The organism is Flavobacterium sp. PL02, from assembly GCF_035013205.1.
In the GTDB taxonomy this organism is placed as follows: domain Bacteria; phylum Bacteroidota; class Bacteroidia; order Flavobacteriales; family Flavobacteriaceae; genus Flavobacterium.
Genome location: NZ_JAYGJP010000001.1, coordinates 1,122,092 through 1,141,645, shown reverse-complemented (window position 1 = coordinate 1,141,645; position 19,554 = coordinate 1,122,092). Strand labels below are relative to the sequence as shown.

The window sequence follows — 19,554 nt, the reverse complement described above, 5'->3', positions numbered from 1 at the left end:
TTTACTTCGCCACAACATATTAATAGTGGCGAAGTAATTATCTTATAATTATATTTTACTTATTTACCATGTCATTTTTAGGTATTCTTCTTAATAGAAAAATAGCTACTACAAAAAAGATTCCTAAAATTACAATCGCTGCGCGCGGACTTCCCGTTATTTGATCAATTATACCGTAAACACACATTCCGATTACAATTCCGACTTTTTCAGCCACGTCATAAAAACTAAAGAATGAAGCAGTATCTTCTGTTTCAGGTAATAACTTGGAATACGTAGAACGTGACAACGCTTGAATTCCTCCCATTACAAATCCAGCAACTGTAGCCATCACATAAAAATGAATTGGTAATGTGATGAAAAAAGCAAGTGCACAAAAAATTGCCCAAATAATATTAATTACAATCAAGGTTGGAATATTTCCAAATTTTGCAGAAGCTCTCGAAGTAAATACAGCACCAATAACAGCTACTAATTGAATTATTAAAATACATTTAATTAACCCAATAGTGCTTTCTTCTTCGGATGACCATTGAATTTCCTGTGCTCCAAAATAAGTAGCAACAAGCATAACGGTTTGAACTGCCATACTTGAAACGAAAAATCCGCCCAAATATCTTCGTAAAGGAATATTTTGTTTCAATAATGCCCAGACTTTTTTTAATTCTTTAAAGCCATTAAAAATTACAGATCTAGTTAATTTTTCTCCTTTGTCTTTACTTCCTTTTGGTAAATAATAATAAGTATACTGACTAAATAATATCCACCAAACTCCTACCATTAAAAAGGAATAACGCATAGCCACATTTGAAGCTTTTTCTGTTTCTGTTCCTTCAATTCCAAACCATTCTGGTTTCATTATCATAGCTAAATTGAGAAGTAATAAAACAACACTACCTATATATCCTAAAGAATATCCTTTGGCACTAATCTTATCTTGCTGCTCTACAAAAGCTATATCTGGCAAATACGAATTATAAAAAACTAAACTTCCCCAATATCCCAGTAATCCCAGAAAATAAAATGCTAATCCTACGTATATATTCTCAAGGTTAAACCAATATAATCCCATACAAGATAAGGCTCCCATATAGCAAAAGAACTTCATAAATGTTTTTTTGTCTCCCACATAATCAGCAATTCCTGATAATAACGGGGAAATAAAAGAAACAACCAAAAAGGCCATCGCAGTTATAAAACTAATTAAAGCAGAATTTTTAAGATTCATCCCAAAAACATGAATGTAATGATCACGTTCTGCAAACAAAGCTTCGTAAAATATTGGGAATACTGCCGATGCTATAGTCAGAGTATAAACCGAGTTTGCCCAATCATAAAATGCCCACGCATTTAATAATTTCTTATCACCTTTTGGTAAGTTTTTCATAAAAATAGTTTCGTTAATAGGCTGCGAATTTATCTATTTATTATTTGTAATTAAATAGATTTCTGAAAAAACATACATTAAATAACCTGTTGTTGATAATTTTTTATCCTTCTCAACCACATCATTTTACAACTTGATAAAAAGCCTGAAAAATAGTTATGCTTTCTTAAAACAAAACACGTCTTAATTCAAAAGCAAAATATAGTCTTATTTAAACATTTTAATAATCTTTTGAGGTAATTTTAAGATTTATGTCTGGGTAATTTTGTTTCGAATTTAAAAAAAATAAATCATGAAAAAAATCTTCTACTTATTTATTGCTGGTTTTATGACGCTTACATCATGTTCCAATGATAATGATTTGAGCAAAGACCTTTCCTCGACCGTTACTGATCCTACCAGAGTAATCAATGCGTCCGGATCTGCAGATGGAGTAACTTATAAACTCCAAAACTTAACTGTAAACCCAGATTTAACAAAAATTTCTTCTGAAAATGCTATAATTACTAGCTCAGAGGCAGAAATGAAAAGTGGTAATTTCGAAATTGAAACTTCAACTTCTGATGTAGTTGAAAAACTTATTGCTGGAAACTTAATTTACTTAACATCTGATGAAGGTAAAGTATATTTCAGAACAATAGCTAGTGTTACTAAGAACAATAATAGCTACTCACTGAAAACAGCTGATGCTCATATAGGAGATTTATTCCAAGGTGGTTCTATTGAACTATCGATGGATGTACAAGAAAATGAAAAAGCTTTAAGATCTAAAAACACTTCATTGCTTACTGCAAGAGGTAATTATGACAACAGTTTTACTTATGACATTTTCAATAACATCACTGAATATAAGGCTGACGGTTTCTCTATGAGTCCAAATACTTCTGTAAATTCAGTTCTTAGTATGAAAATAGGATTCGGAAAGTCTAAACTACTTCCTAACGAAATTGAAGTGTATTATCAAATTAACAGCGCTATCAACCCATATTATAACTTTGCTGGAGCTGTAAATAAAAAATACTCTTATAACCTAATCGATAATGTTCCTGCAAATCTTTTAGACTTACTTAAAAAAGTACAAATAGATGTTACTATTCCTGCTGGAGATCTTTTAGGAGATATTCCTGCAAAAATAAGTATTGATGAAATTGCTTTCCCAATGGAAGTTGAAGCTAACTTATCAAAAAGTTCTCATTTTGCCATTAATTCAAATGGAATATTCAAAATAGGATTTGCTTATTATAATGGTATTCCTGGAAAAAAGAGTCATTTTATCTATGAAAATACTATCACAAATTCAAAAATTACTGAAGGTGATTTAGCAGGAGAAGTTAGTACGGATATGAAAATATCAATCAAACCTAAAATTCAATTATTAGATTCTAATATTTTAGATGTAAAAGGAAATATTGTATTCGGAATAAACAGCTTTACTATTGGAAACGGAAGTTTAACTCAACCATCTGCTTTTGCTTCTACAGGAAATTTCTATTCTTCAGGAACTTTCTCTTTTGGAGCTTTAGGATTAACTGTTTATACTACAGAATTATTTAAAGAAAACAAAGTATTATGGAATGTTGGAGAATACAAAAAAACCATGACCGTATCTAATTTCAGATCAGTTAAAACTTCTGCATTACCTTGTAGTGGTCTTTATTCTTATGGTTTTGATGTTACTTTAGATTACAAATACCCAATTACTGGTAAAGTACTTTCTTCTGGTAACTTAGAAGTTACTTATGATGTATATTCAGATACAGGAACTGTATTAGAAACTGCGAAAAAAGTAACGGTTGCTGCAAAGGATATCACAGCAAATAGTTTTAAATTCAATCTTTGTATTCCATTCAGAAAAATCAATATTCTTAGTGTAGCAAAAACAAGTAATATCAAAAATATTACTATTAAAGATGCTAATGGTTACCTAGCTACTGGAGTTATTAACCCAGCAACAAATAGCGTATACCCACAAATGACTGTTACAAAATAATACACAGACAAATTATTAAACAAAAAAAAAGATTGACTTTAAAAAGTCAATCTTTTTTGTTTTAATTTATTCCAAGGTTTTTAATTATATATTTCAAAACCTATAAATTCTTTTTACTTAATAATACCAACTTTAAGTGCTGTAGCTTTTGCTTCTGGAATTAACGCATTTAAATTAGCAATTCTAGTAGCATCAGATGGGTGTGTACTAAGAAATTCTGGCGTTTGTCCTGAAGATTGAGCCGACATTCTTTTCCAAAAAGCTATAGATTCATCTACGTTATATCCTGCAATTGCCATAAGCGTTAACCCTATCTTATCAGCTTCACTTTCATTATTTCGGCTAAATGGGAGCATCACTCCTACTTGTGAGCCAATTCCATAATATTTTTGCCACATTTCTTGCTTGTCAGCACTCTGGCTACCTGTTACCGCAGCAACTCCTACTGCACCTAATTGTTGTAATTGAGCTGCACTCATACGTTGTGCACCGTGATTAGCCAAAGCATGCGAAACCTCATGCCCTAGAACTGTTGCTAAACCAGCATCATCTTTAGTTACTGGTAAAATACCAGAATAAACTACAATTTTACCTCCTGGCATACACCAGGCATTCACCTCTTTATTATCTACCAATTTATATTCCCAGCGATAATCTTTAAGATATTGAGATTGTCCTAAGTAAGTTAGATACTTTTCAGCCGCTGCTTTAATTTTCATCCCAACAACTTCAACTCGCTTAGCATCGGCAGTTCCTGTAATTACTTTATTTTCTTTAATAAAAGTATTATACTGCTGAAACGAAGATGGAAATAACTCACTATTAGAAACAAAATTAAGACTCTTTTTTCCTGTAACAGGATTTACTGCACATGAATACACTGAAGCTATCGTGAATATTCCCAACAATAATTTATTTCTCATGACTTTTACATTTAATGACATACAAAAATACAATTATTCTAAATTCATTTTTTATACAATTCGTTTAAAAAATATCATAATTAGATTATTATCCTACGCATCGCACATTTATTAAATTATAACTTATCAATAGATTTTATTAATTGTGTTACTTTTATATTTTTAAAATTTGATTACAACAAAAGCTCCTTAAAACGTATTATAATGTCTAAAAAAAAGCCTAGCCCTACAGAATCATTAAAAGTTCCTCAATTTATAATATTTACGGGCAAACTCCTTAATTTCATTTCACCTAAATGGGTTACTTCCTATGCGATAAAACTTTTTATAACTCCAATAAAACATAAAGTTCCGAAAAGAGAACTAGAAATGGATCATAAAAGCATCCAGAATACAATAAAAGTTCCTGCGATTAATAAAGAAGTTGTTGTTTATAAGTTTGGCCGAAGCGAAAAAAAGATTCTATTGGTTCATGGTTGGTCAGGCCGCGGAACGCAATTATTTAAGATTGCCGATGAACTACTTAAGCATGGTTATGAAACCATAAGTTTTGACGCTCCTGCTCACGGAAAATCTCCTGGAAAAACTACTCATATGGTAGATTTTATTGCCTCTATTTTAGAGATTGAAAAACAATATGGTCCTTTTGAAGCTGCAGTCGGGCATTCATTAGGTGGTATGTCTGTATTAAACGCTATTAAGCAGGGATTAAAGATTAATCGAGCAGTAATTATTGGTAGCGGTGATATTGTTCAGGATATTGTTGATGACTTTGTTGCTAAACTAGAATTAAAACCAGAAATAGGCATTCGTTTACGTGACTATTTTGAAGAAAAGCACAACATAAAAATGAATGATTTTTCGGCATATATAGCCGCAGCAGCTGTAACTATTCCTGTCTTGGTTATTCATGATAAAGATGACCCTGAAGTTGCCGTAAAAGCTGGAATTCATATTAATGAACATTTACAAAATGGTACACTAATATTAACTGAAGGATTAGGTCATCGAAAAATATTAGGCAATACTAATGTTATTAATAAAACCGTACAATTTATCGAACATAAGTAACTAATTTTGTTAGTCTTACTTTTTGATAAAAATAAATTAAAATAAAACACATGAAATATCCAATCGAAAAAACAGAACAAGAATGGAGAGAGCAACTTGGCAATGACCGTTATCAAGTACTTCGCCAAAAAGGAACTGAACGCCCGCATACTGGAGAATACAATCTTCATTTCGAAAAAGGTGTTTATTGTTGTGGTGCTTGTAATGAACCTTTGTTTGAGAGCAACTCAAAATTTGATGCGCATTGTGGATGGCCTTCATTTGACGAATCGATTCCAGGTAAAGTAGAATATATCTCGGATGTGAGCCATGGTATGAAAAGAACTGAAATTTTATGTGCCAATTGCGGAAGTCACTTGGGACATGTATTTAACGATGGTCCGACTGAAACTGGACAACGCTATTGTGTAAATTCCTTATCGATAGATTTTAAAGACAAATAGTCATGGATTTATTTGGAGATTCGCCAAATTGGAAAGAAAATCTAGAGCCTCTTCTTGCTAAATATAAGGGAAGAAAACATCCTTTGGATTATAAAAACACGTATCAGCTGCTTGTAATGGTCATATTGTCTGCACAAGATTCTGATGCAAATATTAACTCCATTGCGCCTACATTCTTTGCTAAATATCCAAATATGCAAAGTCTTGCTGCAACAAATCTGGAAGAACTTTTTGCTGACATTAGTAAAGTTAGAAACTACAGAACGAAAGCGGAATGGTTAATAGAAATTGCAAATACTCTTAAAAAAGATGAAAACATCCCGATGACAATGAAAGATTTGGTTGCCCTAAAAGGTATCGGTAGAAAATCTGCCAATGTAATTTTGAGAGAATCGAAAAAACCTGCAGAAGGAATTATTGCTGATTTACACGTTATACGAGTTGCTCCAAGAATTGGATTAACAAATGAATCTAAAGACGGTAATAAAGTAGAGAAAGAATTAATGCAGATTTTACCAAAGGCTATTTGGGGAGAAATAGGAATGGCAATATCATTTTTAGGAAGAGAAATTTGTCGTCCAAAACCAAAATGCAATGAATGTCTGATTAACTCACATTGCAATTATTATCTCAGTTCTTAAAAATTAATAGAGAAAAAAGATACACTGCAGTAGATCTTTACAAAGCATAAAAAAACCGAGATTTATATCTCGGTTTTTTTATGCTTGCAAAATAATTTTACATTTTTGCTTTCAATGCTTTGTATTCAGCTGTCATTTCAAGTGCGCTGTAAACGTTTAAAAGTGTCTTAGAAATATCCTCGTTTTTAGGATCTAACTCAGAAGCTTTTTTAAGATAAGGAATTGTGCTTTTAAAAAGATTATTTCTTTTAGCTTTCAATTCATCATAACGCTTCATATCTTTTGCAGATGTTCCAAGCTTGTTCATTTCATCAATTATAGGCTTTTCGTCCTCTAATTTTAATGCAGCCAGGTTAATATAAGCATTAGTATAATCAGGCTTGATTTCGATTACTTTAGTATAATATTTCTCAGCATCAGCAGCGTTTTTAGCATTTCCGCTAAGTACACCTAAATTAAAAAGTAAATCAGGATCGTTTGGATTGTTTTTCAAAACCTCACCGATTAATTTTTTATAAGTCTCAAAGTCCTTAGTTTCTAAGTATAAATTTGCCTCAGTCAAGATTAATGAAGAATCTTCTGGATTTGCAGCTCTAGCTTCAGCTACTGCTTTTTTAGCTTCTTCAATTTTACCACTTTGAACTAAAATAAGAGTGATGTTTTTATAAATCTCACCTCTTTTAGAAGGAGAAACTTCTACTCTTGGTTTTTCATGAGTTCCAATCTTAACAGCAAGATCTCTTTCACTTGCAGTATTAAATGCATTTTCTTCTCCTGAAGCTTTGTTTGTTGCTAAGTAAGCTGTTCCTTTTCCTGAATAATTCAGTTTTTTTAATTCTTCATACAAAGGTAAAGCAGCTGTATAGTCTCCTGCATTTACATAAGTAGAAGCAGCATAATACAAATTAATAGTATCCTTTTTGTCTAACAAATAAGCATCATATATCTTTTTTGCACCATCAGCATTTTTATTAGCTTTTGAATCTGCTATAGCTCCATTAATCAATCTTCCTTTGATATCAGTAATTGAAGCAGCAGCCTGAGTTGAATACTTAACTTTTCCTGATGTTTTTTCAGTATCAATTAATGTTTTATATGCATCTGCAGCAAGTAGAAGGTATTTACTTTCTTCTACTCCTTTTTTTGCCATGTCTAAATAAGCATTTCCTTTTACGAAATAATATTGAGCTTGCTCAGTATCTTTTGCATTTACAATTAGGTAATCTGCTGCATCCAGAATAGTAATAGCCGATTTAGAATCGCCATTTTTCAATGCTTTTTCAGCGTCTTTAATTTGATCTTTTTGAGCAAAAGTAGCTACCGATATCAATAATGCTGACGCTAGTATTACATATTTACTTTTCATAATTCTAATTTTTGATTTATTTAAATTGTTTGTTGGGTTCTTATTATTTATTCTTCAGACTCTTCCTCTTCTTCTGAATCATCTCCGTCTTCGTCGTCTTCATCATCTTCGTCGTCTTCATCATCTTCAACAACTCCATCGTCTTCAAGAACTTCTAAATCTGGTTTTACTCTTTCGATAACACTTTCGATAACATTACCATCTTCGTCAACAATAACTTCTGCAACATCATCTTTCATAACTTTAGTAACAGCTGCAATAGAATCTTTACCTTTAAGGTTAATTAATCGAACACCTTGCGTTGCACGACCCATTACACGTAAATCTTCAATAGCCATTCTAATTGTTAATCCAGATTTATTGATAATCATTAAATCATCAGCATCTGTAACTGCGTTAATAGAGATAAGTTTACCTGTTTTTTCGGTAATATTAAGAGTTTTCACTCCTTTTCCTCCACGGTTAGTAATTCTGTAAACATCTTCTCCATCATCATCAACTAATTTAGTACGTTTACCGTATCCGTTTTCAGTTACAACAAGGATTTGTGAATCGTTAACGTTGTCTTTATCAACAGTAACCATACCAATTACTTCATCAGTATCGTCTTTTAAGGTAATTCCACGAACTCCAGAAGCCGTTCTTCCCATCGGACGCGTTTTGGTTTCCTCAAAACGAACCAATTTACCTGACTTAACAGCTAAGATAATTTGACTTTCTCCGTTAGTTAATTTAGCTTCAAGTAATTCATCACCATCTTTAATTGTAATTGCAGCAACACCATTTACTCTAGGTTTAGAATATTTCTCTAAAGAAGTTTTCTTAACCTGTCCTTTTTTAGTTACCATTACAAGATTATGACTATTGATATAATCTTTATCTTTTAAGTCTTGTGTACAAATAAAAGCTTTTACTTTATCATCGCTCTCAATGTTTACTAAGTTTTGGATTGCTCTACCTTTTGCCGTTTTGCTTCCTTCTGGAATTTCATAAACACGCATCCAGAAACATTTTCCTTTTTGGGTAAAGAACATCATATATTGGTGGTTGGTCGCTACAAACATATGCTCAAGGAAATCCTGATCTCTTGTTCCTGCACTTTTTTGTCCAACTCCTCCTCTATTTTGTGTCTTATATTCTGTTAAGTTTGTACGCTTGATATAACCTGCATGCGAAATTGTAATTACAACATTCTCATCGGCAATTAAATCTTCGATACTTACATCTCCACCAGAATATTCAATTAATGAACGACGCGCATCTCCGTATTTATCACGGATTTCGATAAGTTCTTCTTTAATCAAATTAGTTCTTAAGTCTACATCTGCTAATAATGCTTTCAAATGATCGATTAATTTCATCAATTCATTATACTCATCTCTTAACTTATCTTGTTCCAGACCTGTTAATTGACGTAAACGCATCTCTACGATTGCACGTGCCTGAATATCTGATAATTTAAATCTTTCGATTAATTTCTCACGAGCTTCTTCGGTGTTTTTCGAACCTCTTATTAAAGCAATTACTTCATCAATATTATCAGATGCAATAATTAAACCTTCTAAGATATGAGCTCTTTCTTCTGCTTTACGTAATTCAAATCTTGTTCTACGAACTACAACATCATGACGGTGCTCAATAAAATAGTGAATCATATCTTTTAGATTCAACATTTGTGGGCGACCTTTTACCAGTGCAATATTATTTACACTAAAAGAAGATTGTAATGACGTATATTTATATAATGTATTTAAAACTACATTAGGAGTTGCATCACGTTTTAGGATATAAACGATACGCATACCGTTTCTATCTGATTCATCACGGATATTTGCGATTCCATCAATTTTTTTATCATTTACCAAATCAGCAGTACGTTTGATCATTTCTGCTTTATTAACTTGGTATGGAATTTCGGTAACGATGATACATTCTCTACCATCTACCTCTTCAAAACCTACTTTGGCACGCATTACAATACGTCCTCTACCTGTTTTAAATGCTTCACGAACGCCTTCGTAACCATATATTATACCTCCTGTTGGAAAATCGGGAGCTTTAATATGAGTAATTAATTCGTCAATTTCAATATCGTTATTGTCAAGATACGCTAATGTACCATTGATAACTTCTGTTAAGTTGTGTGGTGGCATATTTGTAGCCATACCAACTGCAATACCTGTTGCTCCGTTAACCAATAAGGTAGGAACTCTGGTAGGCATTACTTTAGGCTCATATAAAGTATCATCAAAGTTCAATTGAAAATCAACTGTTTCTTTTTCGATATCAGCCATTATTTCTTCTGAAATCTTACGCATTCTAGCCTCCGTATAACGCATTGCTGCCGGGCTATCTCCATCTACAGAACCAAAGTTACCTTGGCCATCCACTAATAAATAACGTAAACTCCATTCTTGAGCCATACGTACCATGGCATCATATACTGAAGTATCTCCGTGTGGGTGATACTTACCTAAAACCTCCCCTACGATTCTCGCAGATTTTTTGTGGGCAGATTTTGATGTTACTCCTAAGTCATACATTCCGTAAAGAACTCTTCGATGCACTGGTTTCAAGCCATCTCTAACATCTGGAAGTGCTCTTGATACGATTACTGACATCGAATAATCGATGTAAGCTGATTTCATTTCATCCTCTATGTTAATAGGAATTAACTTTTCTCCTTCAGACATAAGTTGTTATATTAAAAAATTATATTAGTTTCAAAACGTGCCAATATACGCCTTTTTGAAATTTTTGAGGGTATTTTCCCCTACTTATTTCAATGATTTATTAACAACTTTATTTTACATTTTAGTTAATAATTTAAATCTTATTTAACTCTTTTATTATTATTTTTTTCGTCCCTTAGCTGACATGAGTTTCTAATGGGTATGGTTTTTGTTTTTCATACACTAATTCACTAAATTTACAATACTAATTATATATTATGGATGATAATTTTTCACCAAGAGTAAAAGATGTTATTACCTACAGTAAAGAAGAAGCCTTAAGATTGGGTCACGACTTTATTGGTACTGAACATTTGATGCTAGGCATTTTAAGGGATGGAAACGGAAAAGCCATTCATATATTAAATAACCTAGCAGTCGATTTAGAGCATTTACGTAGGAAGGTCGAAATACTGAGCCCTGCCAATCTTAGTGCCGAAGTCAATGTAGAGAAAAAAAACCTGCACCTCACACGTCAAGCTGAGAGAGCACTAAAGACTACATTTCTAGAAGCCAAAGTATTCCAGAGTTCATCTATTAGTACGGCACACTTGCTTTTATGCATCTTACGAAACGAAAACGATCCAACAACCAAGCTATTGAATAAGCTAAAAATAGATTATGATATAGCTAAAGAACAATACTTAAATATGACTCCAAGCGAAGAAGAATTTTTAGAAAACTTGCCAAGAAACGAATCATATAATGATGATTCAGGACAAGATGACAGTCTTAAAGAAGGAAGTTTTAATAATCCAGCCAATAAGTCCAACAAAAAATCAAAAACACCTGTTCTAGATAATTTTGGGAGAGATTTAACAGAAATGGCAGAGGAAGGAAAACTAGATCCTGTTGTAGGGCGTGAGAAAGAAATTGAACGCGTTTCGCAAATTTTAAGCCGTAGAAAAAAGAACAACCCTTTATTAATCGGTGAACCTGGAGTAGGAAAATCTGCTATTGCCGAAGGACTAGCCTTGCGTATTGTTCAGAAAAAAGTATCCCGTATCTTATTTCACAAACGTGTAGTTACCCTAGACTTAGCAAGCCTTGTAGCAGGAACCAAATATCGTGGTCAGTTTGAAGAACGAATGAAAGCTGTAATGAACGAGTTAGAGAAAAATGATGATATCATCCTTTTTATCGACGAAATTCATACTATCGTTGGTGCTGGAGGTGCAACTGGATCTCTAGACGCTTCGAATATGTTTAAACCTGCCTTATCAAGAGGAGAAATCCAATGTATTGGAGCAACAACACTTGATGAATACAGACAATATATAGAAAAAGACGGTGCTTTAGAAAGACGTTTCCAGAAAGTAATTGTTGAACCAACATCTGTTGCAGAAACAATTGAAATCTTAAACAACATTAAGGACAAATACGAAGATCACCACAACGTAACATATACTCCAGAAGCAATAGAAGCTTGTGTGAAATTAACAAACCGATACATGTCGGAGCGTTTCTTACCAGACAAAGCAATTGATGCTCTTGACGAGGCTGGATCTCGTGTACATATTACTAATATTGATGTTCCTAAACAAATCCTGGATTTAGAACGTCAACTAGAAGAAGTACGAGAACTGAAAAACGTAGTTGTTAAAAAACAAAAATACGAGGAAGCTGCTAAACTTCGCGATGACGAAAAACGCATCGAAAAAGAACTAGCTATAGCTCAGGAACAATGGGAAGAAGACTCTAAAAATAATAGAATTCTTGTAACCGAAGATAATGTTGCCGATGTAGTATCTATGATGACAGGAATTCCTGTAAACAGAATTGCACAAACAGAAAGCAACAAATTAGCCAAACTTCCTGAATTAATTCAAGATAAAGTAATTGGTCAAAACGAAGCAGTTTTAAAAATCGCTCGTTCTATACAACGCAACAGAGCTGGTCTTAAAGACCCAAACAGACCTATTGGATCATTCATTTTCTTAGGACAAACTGGTGTTGGTAAAACACAACTAGCAAAAGTTCTGGCAAAAGAATTATTCGATTCTGAAGATGCTTTAGTACGTATTGACATGAGCGAATACATGGAGAAATTTGCTATTTCTCGTTTAGTTGGAGCGCCTCCGGGATACGTTGGTTACGAAGAAGGTGGACAATTAACCGAAAAAGTTCGTAGAAAACCGTATTGTGTGGTACTTTTAGATGAGATTGAAAAAGCTCATCCAGATGTATTTAACATGATGCTACAAGTTCTAGACGATGGTTATTTAACCGATAGTTTAGGTCGAAAAATTGACTTTAAAAACACTATAATTATCATGACTTCAAATGTTGGAGCAAGACAATTAAAAGATTTTGGTCAAGGAGTAGGATTTGGAACTGCTGCAAAAATTGCTCAAGCCGATGATAATTCTAAAAGTATTATCGAAAATGCATTGAAAAAAACATTTGCACCAGAATTCTTGAACAGAATTGATGATGTTATTGTATTCAATAGCTTAGAGAAAAGCGATATCGATTTGATTATCGAAATTGAACTTAAAAAACTATACTTACGTGTAGAAGAGTTAGGTTACAAATTAAATCTTACTGATAAAGCCAAAGCTTTCATCGCAGATAAAGGTTTTGATAAGCAATTTGGAGCAAGACCATTAAAAAGAGCGATTCAGAAATACGTTGAAGATATATTAGCAGAAGAAATAATTACTTCTAAAATTACTTCAGGCGATGAAATCTTAATTGATTTAAATGAAGAATCACAAGAACTTACTGTTGATGTTCATAAAGCAGAAGAACCAACAAATCAATAATATAATTTATTTTTTATAACAAATCATAAACCCGTTACGTTTTTTATAACATAACGGGTTTATTCTTTATATGAAATCGGTCAATTATTAAAAACAAATATTTACTTTTGATTAAGTAAAACAAATCAAATTATGCTTCAAAATAAAGTCATCTTAGGTAGCGAAGAATGGTGCTCATTTCCTGAATTGGGAATCCCTACAATTAAAGCACGTGTAGATTCGGGTGCAAAAACCTCGGCGATGCATGCCATTAACATAGCTCCTTTTATAAAAAATGATGCAAATTGGGTTAAATTTGATATTAATCCGATACAAAACAATACAAAAACAATAATACATTGCGAAGCTCCGCTAGTAGACAAAAGGGTTGTAAAAAGCTCTAGCGGTTTTAGAGAGCAACGCTATGTTATACAAACCAGTTTAAAAATTGGTGATACCAAATGGCCTATAGAAATGACTTTGACCAATCGAGATTCGATGGGTTTCAGGATGCTTTTAGGTCGAGAAGCAATGAGCGGTAGAGTACTTGTTGATCCTGAGGAAAAATATCTTTTAGGACAACCTTCATCTGATACACTAAAAGAATTATACCAAAATTCTGAAAAAGCAAGTTCCGGTTTACGAATTGGTCTTTTAGCCAGTAATCCTGAATTATACAGCAACAAAAGAATCATGGAAGCTGGCGAAATGCGAGGTCATGACATGCAGTTTTTGAACATCAAAGAATGCTACATGAAACTCGATGCCAAAACTCCAGAAATTCATTATCGTGGCGGAAAAATTCTAAATGAATTTGATGCTATTATTCCGCGTATTCGCCCAAGCATAACTTTTTATGGCTGTGCATTAACACGCCAGTTTGAAGCCATGAAGGTTTTTTGTTTAAACTCTGCTTCAGCAATAACCCAATCACGCGATAAACTATATTCTTTACAATTATTATTGCATAGCGGAATTGATATTCCGACAACCGGTTTTGCTAATTCTCCTTTAGATACTGACGATTTGATAAAAATGGTTGGAGGCTCTCCTTTAATCGTAAAACTATTAGAAGGAACTCAAGGAAAAGGCGTTGTATTAGCTGAAACAAAAAAGGCTGCAGAAAGTGTTATAAATGCCTTTAAAAGCCTAAATGCTAATATTCTGGTACAAGAGTTCATTAAAGAAGCAAACGGTAAAGATATACGCTGTTTTGTAATCGACGGAAAAGTAGTTGCAGCTATTCAGCGTGAAGCTATGCCTGGTGAATTTAGAGCAAATATTCACTTAGGCGGAACCGCATCGATATTAAAAATAACTAGCGAAGAAAAAAGAATCGCTATAAAAGCTGCCAAAGCAATGGATTTAAAAGTTGCTGGTGTAGATATTATTCGTTCATCAAAAGGCCCTTTATTACTAGAAGTAAACTCTTCTCCTGGTTTAGAAGGAATTGAAGGAGCGACTAATAAAGATGTTGCCAGTGAAATGATAAAAGCTATCGAAAAGAATTTTAAACTTAGATAAGTTTTTAGTGTAGAGTTGCAGTTTACAGTCTCAGTTACTGCAACTGAATACTGTTACTGAATACTGTTACTAAAAAACCGAATACTAAAAAAATGAATCCATATCTCGATATTGTCATCCGCAGTGCATCGGTTTACTTTTTTATGGTAATCGCATTACGTGTTTTTGGAAAAAAGGAATTATCTCAGCTCAATACTGCCGATGTAATCCTGATATTATTGATTAGTAATGCTGTCCAGAACGCAATGGTTGGTAGCGACACAAGCCTTTTAGGAGGAATTGCTGCAGCAGCCGTATTGTTTATCATTAATTATATTCTAAAAAAACTTACCTACAAATACAAAGGACTACATAATCTTTTGCTAGAAAAACCTGAAGTTCTCATTCATAATGGTCATATCGATTTTAAATCGCTAAGTAAATTAAATATATCTTCGGATGAAATTGAAGAAGCTATGCGGGAACATGGTGTAGAACATTATAAAGAGGTAAAATTAGCCATGCTAGAAATAGATGGTACAATAAGTATTATCTCAAAAAGTACAAATCATTTAAAGCAGACAATATACAAGCGAAAACACAATCACAAAAACTTTCAGAAGTAGTTAAAAGTAAGTCGAAAGTTTAAAAGTCATAAAGTCAAAAGGATCAACATCAGTCAAAACAACTAAAACCAAGTAGCTCAAACACAAAAATATTATGCCGGCAATTTTAATAGAAGTTAGAAAAGACTATAACGAAGAAGAAGGTACTAGAATTATCGATGCAGTTCATTCTGCAATGGTAACAGCTTTTCAGATCCCACCTGAAGATAAAACCGTCAGACTTTTAGTTCATCCGCCACATAGATTTGCAGTTTCACCAACTAAAACTCAACCTGAATTATACACTTTAATAAGTGTTGATGCCTTTTCGGGACGCTCTATTGATGCAAAAAGAAAACTATTCAGTGAAATGACTAAAAACTTATCTGAATTAGGCATCCCAAAAGACCATGTTTTAATTGTTGTTAGAGACAGTCAGAAAGAAAGTTGGGGTGTTCAGGGAGGACAATCGGCATATGATGTTGATCTAGGATTTAAAGTTGAAGTTTAAAATCGAAATAATCATTTAAATACCTACAAGGTCAAAAAAAACTTTGCAGGAAAGCATAAATCATAAAAAAAGAGGATAATTTTCAATGAAATTATCCTCTTTTTTTATATAATTAAAATTACTTTAAGCGTCTAGAACCAAATCTTTAATTGTAGTATTGGATAGTCCTAGCGGTTTAAGTCTAAGGTTTAGATTTACCAAAATATAATCTTGCTCTACAGGAAATCTTTCTGCAATATTTTTATAATGCTTTAAAAGCTTCTTGTCTTCTACCCCATTTAAAGCTTGTAAAGCCGTATGAACAACCCTGTTCGATTTATCATTTAAACCTACAATAAAAGCATCAATATAATTATTTTTATTACTTAATTGTCCAAGCATATAATATGTAGTAACTTTTATACTCTCATTATCACTTTCAGTAAAAGGAATTATAAGATAGCTATAATCGATATTCATTTCTTTTAATAAATATGCACAAAAACTAAAAGTTTCGTCGTCTTTTATCATTTCCATATTCGACTCGATTACTCCTAGCCAATCTGAACTTTTATCTTTTGCATACCAAAATACAAATTGAAAAACATGCAATAAACTCACATCAGTAAAATCAACTAAATAAGGATACGCACGTTCATAATCAAATTTTGCGAGTATCTGAAGTAGCTCTTTTTGATTTTCGCCCTTGCTTATTTTATATTCTTCTTCGATTATATCTAATGTCTCAGCATCTAGCTTTTGCTTGATTAAAATTCCTATCAAACAATCGCTCTTCACCTCATCATCATTAGTCAAAAAGTACATTTTTAGAATATCTTGCAAAGAACCTCCTATTCTATACCCAAACCATCCTGCATTATACTGCATTAAATCACCCGAAATTACTTCGTCAAGCCATCTTTCATACCAATCCAGAAAATTTAATTCGAAAGTAAACTGAGGATTATATCTTTCACTATTAATATTTACAACTCTTCCTTTAAAATCTCCATTTAAAACAATTGCATGATAACAAGAACAACCTTGCTCACCAATAGGCAATATTCCGCCATATATCTTGCCTAATTCCTTTTCATAATCGTCATCTGAAATGGCATCTTCTTCTATTTTTTCGATTGAATCGTCCCAATACTCATCTGACATTTTAGGATACAGAATACAATCTCCTTTTAAATACTCCTTAGTGTTTTCATAGATTAAGTCATTTACATTCTTTCCTAGTGGATATATTCCGTAAAAAGGGCCTGCAGCCGAAGAAGAGAATGATTCTCCCCCATTACCAATATTCATTAAAAATGCTTTATAACAATTAGGAAGTTCTACATTATATTCTGTCTCAAATTTTAATATATCTTCTGCATTTACAACTTCTCCCAAGATATACTTATGACTTGAAGCGCCAAATACTTTTAAGTCTTTATCTATCTGTTTAGCTTCAACTAACTTACTTTTAATTCTTTCTATTTGTTCAGCTATGAAATTACTATTCGATTCTTCCATTTTAATTTTTATTCCTTCGTTCAATTTTTAGAATAGAATAAATGTACTCTATTTTAGTTTTTGCACAAATTATTTCAACAAACAAAAAAGCTACAAGATTTTTTACTCCTGTAGCTTTCATTTAATAAATTTAAATTTAATTATTCATAAACCGCATCGCGATTGTAAACCAGTATTTTCGAAACATTATCAGCAATTTCCTTACCTAATATTTCTTCAATTACATATAATGTTCCGTCTAAACCCGAAGTGATTCCTGCAGTGGTGAGTACTTCATCATCTAAGACGTATCGTACATTTTCAACAATCTCAATACTTTCATGCATCTTTAAATACTGCATTGCTCCAAAATGAGTAGTTGCTTTTTTATTATCCAATATTCCAGTTGCAGCAAGAATCACGGAGCCTGTACAAACTGAGAATATCAATGCAGCCGCCTTATGTTGACTTTTAATCCATTCGGCAATCTCAATATTACTATCCCCAATCTGCTTTGCTAAAGATGGTTCTGCTCCGGGAATCACTATAATGTCTGCCTGTGGAGCATTAGAAAAATTATAAGTAGCTTTGATTTGAAGGATATTACCTTCAGAATACACCAAACTTTCATTTGGGGAAACACTATAGAGCTCAAATCTGTTACCAAAAAAATTAGCTTTGGCAAATACATCTATAGGACCATTCAGATCAAGTGCTTCAACTTGATCAAATACTAGAAACGCGACTTTTATTGTTTTTTTTTCGTTGAATTGTGGAAATTTTTTTGATTCCATTTTAAATGATTTTAATTTTAATTATTATTCTACATTTTTAACGCTACGGTTTTATAATAGCAGATTAAAGTCTGATTTCTGAAACTGTATACGATAAACAGCGGGAGAAATCTGATAATGTTTCATAAATACTCCTCTCATAGTATCTATTGATACAAATCCTACCAGATGCGCTATATTTTTTAGTTCATGATCTGTTTCTTCTAAATATTTTTTCGCCGTTTCTAATCGTACTTTTTCTACGTATTTAGCAGGAGTAATTCCCGTTTCGGCAGTAAAGACTCTATTAAAATTACGCAGACTCATAGCTGCTTTTTCAGCCAAATTTTGAACAGTTATCGGCTTATTTAAATTTTCTAATATCCAGAAATGAAGTTTTTTAACAATCATACTATCTACCACAGGCTGTAAGAGAAAGTTACTATACTGACTCTGATTACCATGTCTTTGTAAATACATAACTAATATTTTTGCTATAGAAAGACTTATTTCCTTTCCACAATCTTCTTCTATTAAAGCCAAACACAAATCAATACCAGTTGATGCACCCGCAGCTGTATATATTGAATTTTGTTGTATATAAATAGGTTTCGATTCTACCTGAATTAAGGGATACTTCTTTTTTAGTAAGTCGCAATACATCCAGTGTGTAGTTGCATGTTTACCATTCAACAATCCTGATCCTGCTAATAAAAATGCTCCAACACAAACGGAACAAACACGACGGATTTTGTATGCATTTTTCTGTAACCATTCCTGAAAAATCAGATAATCCTGTGGTGGAGTTTTAAAGGAAAACCCACTAATAATAAGGGTATCAATTGGCTCAACAATGTCAACAACTTTCTTATCACAACTAAAGTTTAAACCATTAAAATTACCTAAATATAATTCGTCCGTAGGTGATGCAATTACAACATCATAATTAAAAGATTTAATTTGCTTATCCTGTTCTTCAATCAGATGTTTTGCAAGGCGAAATGCATCCATAGGACCTGCAAGATCCAGAATAAGCATATCGGGTATTGCAACAATAACTATCAGTTTTTTTTCCATAATTCAAAGGTATAAACTTCAGATTTGGCGTAAATGCCATTTTTACCTTAATTTATGCCATTCTTGCAATTAACACGAATGAAAACTTCTAAAAAAAACTAGTTTTAAAAAAACAAGACAATAACCATTAAATTGTCTTTTATATTATTAAAGCTTCAGAAAGATTAATCTTTTTAAATCAACATATTAATAATAGAAAATAAAATTTAGGCAGTAAAACATTCAACAAACAAAAAAAGCTAGTCTCAATAAAGAAACTAGCTTTTTTTTATAGGTTTAAAATGCGATTTTGAATCTCACATTTCACAA

The 19,554-nt window shown here is 32.6% G+C and carries 15 protein-coding genes; 8 read left to right on the top strand and 7 right to left on the bottom strand.

The window, feature by feature from the left end; all coding sequences use genetic code 11:
• Window positions 1–55: 55 nt before the first annotated feature.
• Window positions 56–1,387, bottom strand: coding sequence for an MFS transporter (locus SHI72_RS04790; RefSeq protein WP_086894536.1), 1,332 nt, complete (start codon window positions 1,385–1,387; stop codon window positions 56–58).
• Between the two features lie 292 nt (window positions 1,388–1,679).
• Here SHI72_RS04790 and SHI72_RS04785 point away from each other — a divergent pair, with 292 nt between their 5' ends.
• The gene (locus tag SHI72_RS04785; protein WP_323489220.1) at window positions 1,680–3,377 is read left to right on the top strand and encodes a hypothetical protein; all 1,698 of its coding nucleotides are present in this window, start codon (window positions 1,680–1,682) and stop codon (window positions 3,375–3,377) included.
• A 113-nt stretch (window positions 3,378–3,490) separates the two neighbouring features.
• Here the strand turns inward: SHI72_RS04785 and SHI72_RS04780 are convergent, their stop codons facing one another.
• Complete coding sequence (locus SHI72_RS04780) at window positions 3,491–4,300, bottom strand: M48 family metallopeptidase (protein ID WP_039114596.1); 810 nt, start codon at window positions 4,298–4,300, stop codon at window positions 3,491–3,493.
• Between the two features lie 204 nt (window positions 4,301–4,504).
• On the opposite strand from SHI72_RS04780, the gene SHI72_RS04775 reads away from it, so the two are divergent.
• The 3 genes from SHI72_RS04775 to SHI72_RS04765 are packed head-to-tail and all read left to right on the top strand — an operon-like array spanning window position 4,505 to window position 6,455.
• A complete protein-coding gene (locus tag SHI72_RS04775; protein ID WP_323489219.1) occupies window positions 4,505–5,371 on the top strand; it encodes an alpha/beta hydrolase in 867 nt (288 codons plus the stop codon).
• A gap of 50 nt (window positions 5,372–5,421) precedes the next feature.
• Window positions 5,422–5,814, top strand: a complete 393-nt coding sequence (msrB, locus tag SHI72_RS04770) for a peptide-methionine (R)-S-oxide reductase MsrB (protein ID WP_039120421.1) — start codon at window positions 5,422–5,424, stop codon at window positions 5,812–5,814.
• A gap of 2 nt (window positions 5,815–5,816) precedes the next feature.
• Window positions 5,817–6,455 (top strand): endonuclease III, encoded by a 639-nt coding sequence (locus SHI72_RS04765; RefSeq protein WP_323489218.1) that lies wholly within the window; start codon window positions 5,817–5,819, stop codon window positions 6,453–6,455.
• Window positions 6,456–6,552: 97 nt separating this feature from the next.
• Here SHI72_RS04765 and SHI72_RS04760 read toward each other — a convergent pair whose 3' ends face one another.
• Window positions 6,553–7,821: a tetratricopeptide repeat protein gene (locus SHI72_RS04760; protein ID WP_039120423.1), complete on the bottom strand. Its 1,269-nt coding sequence runs from the start codon at window positions 7,819–7,821 to the stop codon at window positions 6,553–6,555.
• 47 nt (window positions 7,822–7,868) lie between these two features.
• A complete protein-coding gene (gene gyrA / locus SHI72_RS04755) occupies window positions 7,869–10,514 on the bottom strand; it encodes a DNA gyrase subunit A (RefSeq protein ID WP_323489217.1) in 2,646 nt (881 codons plus the stop codon).
• 257 nt (window positions 10,515–10,771) lie between these two features.
• Here gyrA and SHI72_RS04750 point away from each other — a divergent pair, with 257 nt between their 5' ends.
• The 4 genes from SHI72_RS04750 (at window position 10,772) to SHI72_RS04735 (ending at window position 15,916) form a co-directional block, all read left to right on the top strand.
• A complete protein-coding gene (locus SHI72_RS04750; protein ID WP_039114606.1) occupies window positions 10,772–13,318 on the top strand; it encodes an ATP-dependent Clp protease ATP-binding subunit in 2,547 nt (848 codons plus the stop codon).
• A 132-nt stretch (window positions 13,319–13,450) separates the two neighbouring features.
• A complete protein-coding gene (rimK, locus tag SHI72_RS04745; protein WP_039114607.1) occupies window positions 13,451–14,821 on the top strand; it encodes a 30S ribosomal protein S6--L-glutamate ligase in 1,371 nt (456 codons plus the stop codon).
• A 92-nt stretch (window positions 14,822–14,913) separates the two neighbouring features.
• The gene (locus tag SHI72_RS04740) at window positions 14,914–15,426 is read left to right on the top strand and encodes a DUF421 domain-containing protein (RefSeq protein WP_039114609.1); all 513 of its coding nucleotides are present in this window, start codon (window positions 14,914–14,916) and stop codon (window positions 15,424–15,426) included.
• 94 nt (window positions 15,427–15,520) lie between these two features.
• On the top strand, window positions 15,521–15,916 hold the full coding sequence (locus tag SHI72_RS04735; RefSeq protein WP_086894538.1) for a tautomerase family protein: 396 nt from the start codon (window positions 15,521–15,523) through the stop codon (window positions 15,914–15,916).
• Window positions 15,917–16,039: 123 nt separating this feature from the next.
• Here the strand turns inward: SHI72_RS04735 and SHI72_RS04730 are convergent, their stop codons facing one another.
• The 3 genes from SHI72_RS04730 to SHI72_RS04720 all read right to left on the bottom strand — a co-directional run bounded on the left by SHI72_RS04730 (window position 16,040) and on the right by SHI72_RS04720 (window position 19,245).
• Window positions 16,040–17,440: an SMI1/KNR4 family protein gene (locus SHI72_RS04730; protein WP_323489216.1), complete on the bottom strand. Its 1,401-nt coding sequence runs from the start codon at window positions 17,438–17,440 to the stop codon at window positions 16,040–16,042.
• Between the two features lie 116 nt (window positions 17,441–17,556).
• A complete protein-coding gene (locus tag SHI72_RS04725; RefSeq protein ID WP_323489215.1) occupies window positions 17,557–18,189 on the bottom strand; it encodes a DJ-1/PfpI family protein in 633 nt (210 codons plus the stop codon).
• Window positions 18,190–18,240: 51 nt separating this feature from the next.
• Window positions 18,241–19,245, bottom strand: a complete 1,005-nt coding sequence (locus SHI72_RS04720) for a GlxA family transcriptional regulator (RefSeq protein WP_323489214.1) — start codon at window positions 19,243–19,245, stop codon at window positions 18,241–18,243.
• Window positions 19,246–19,554: the final 309 nt, after the last annotated feature.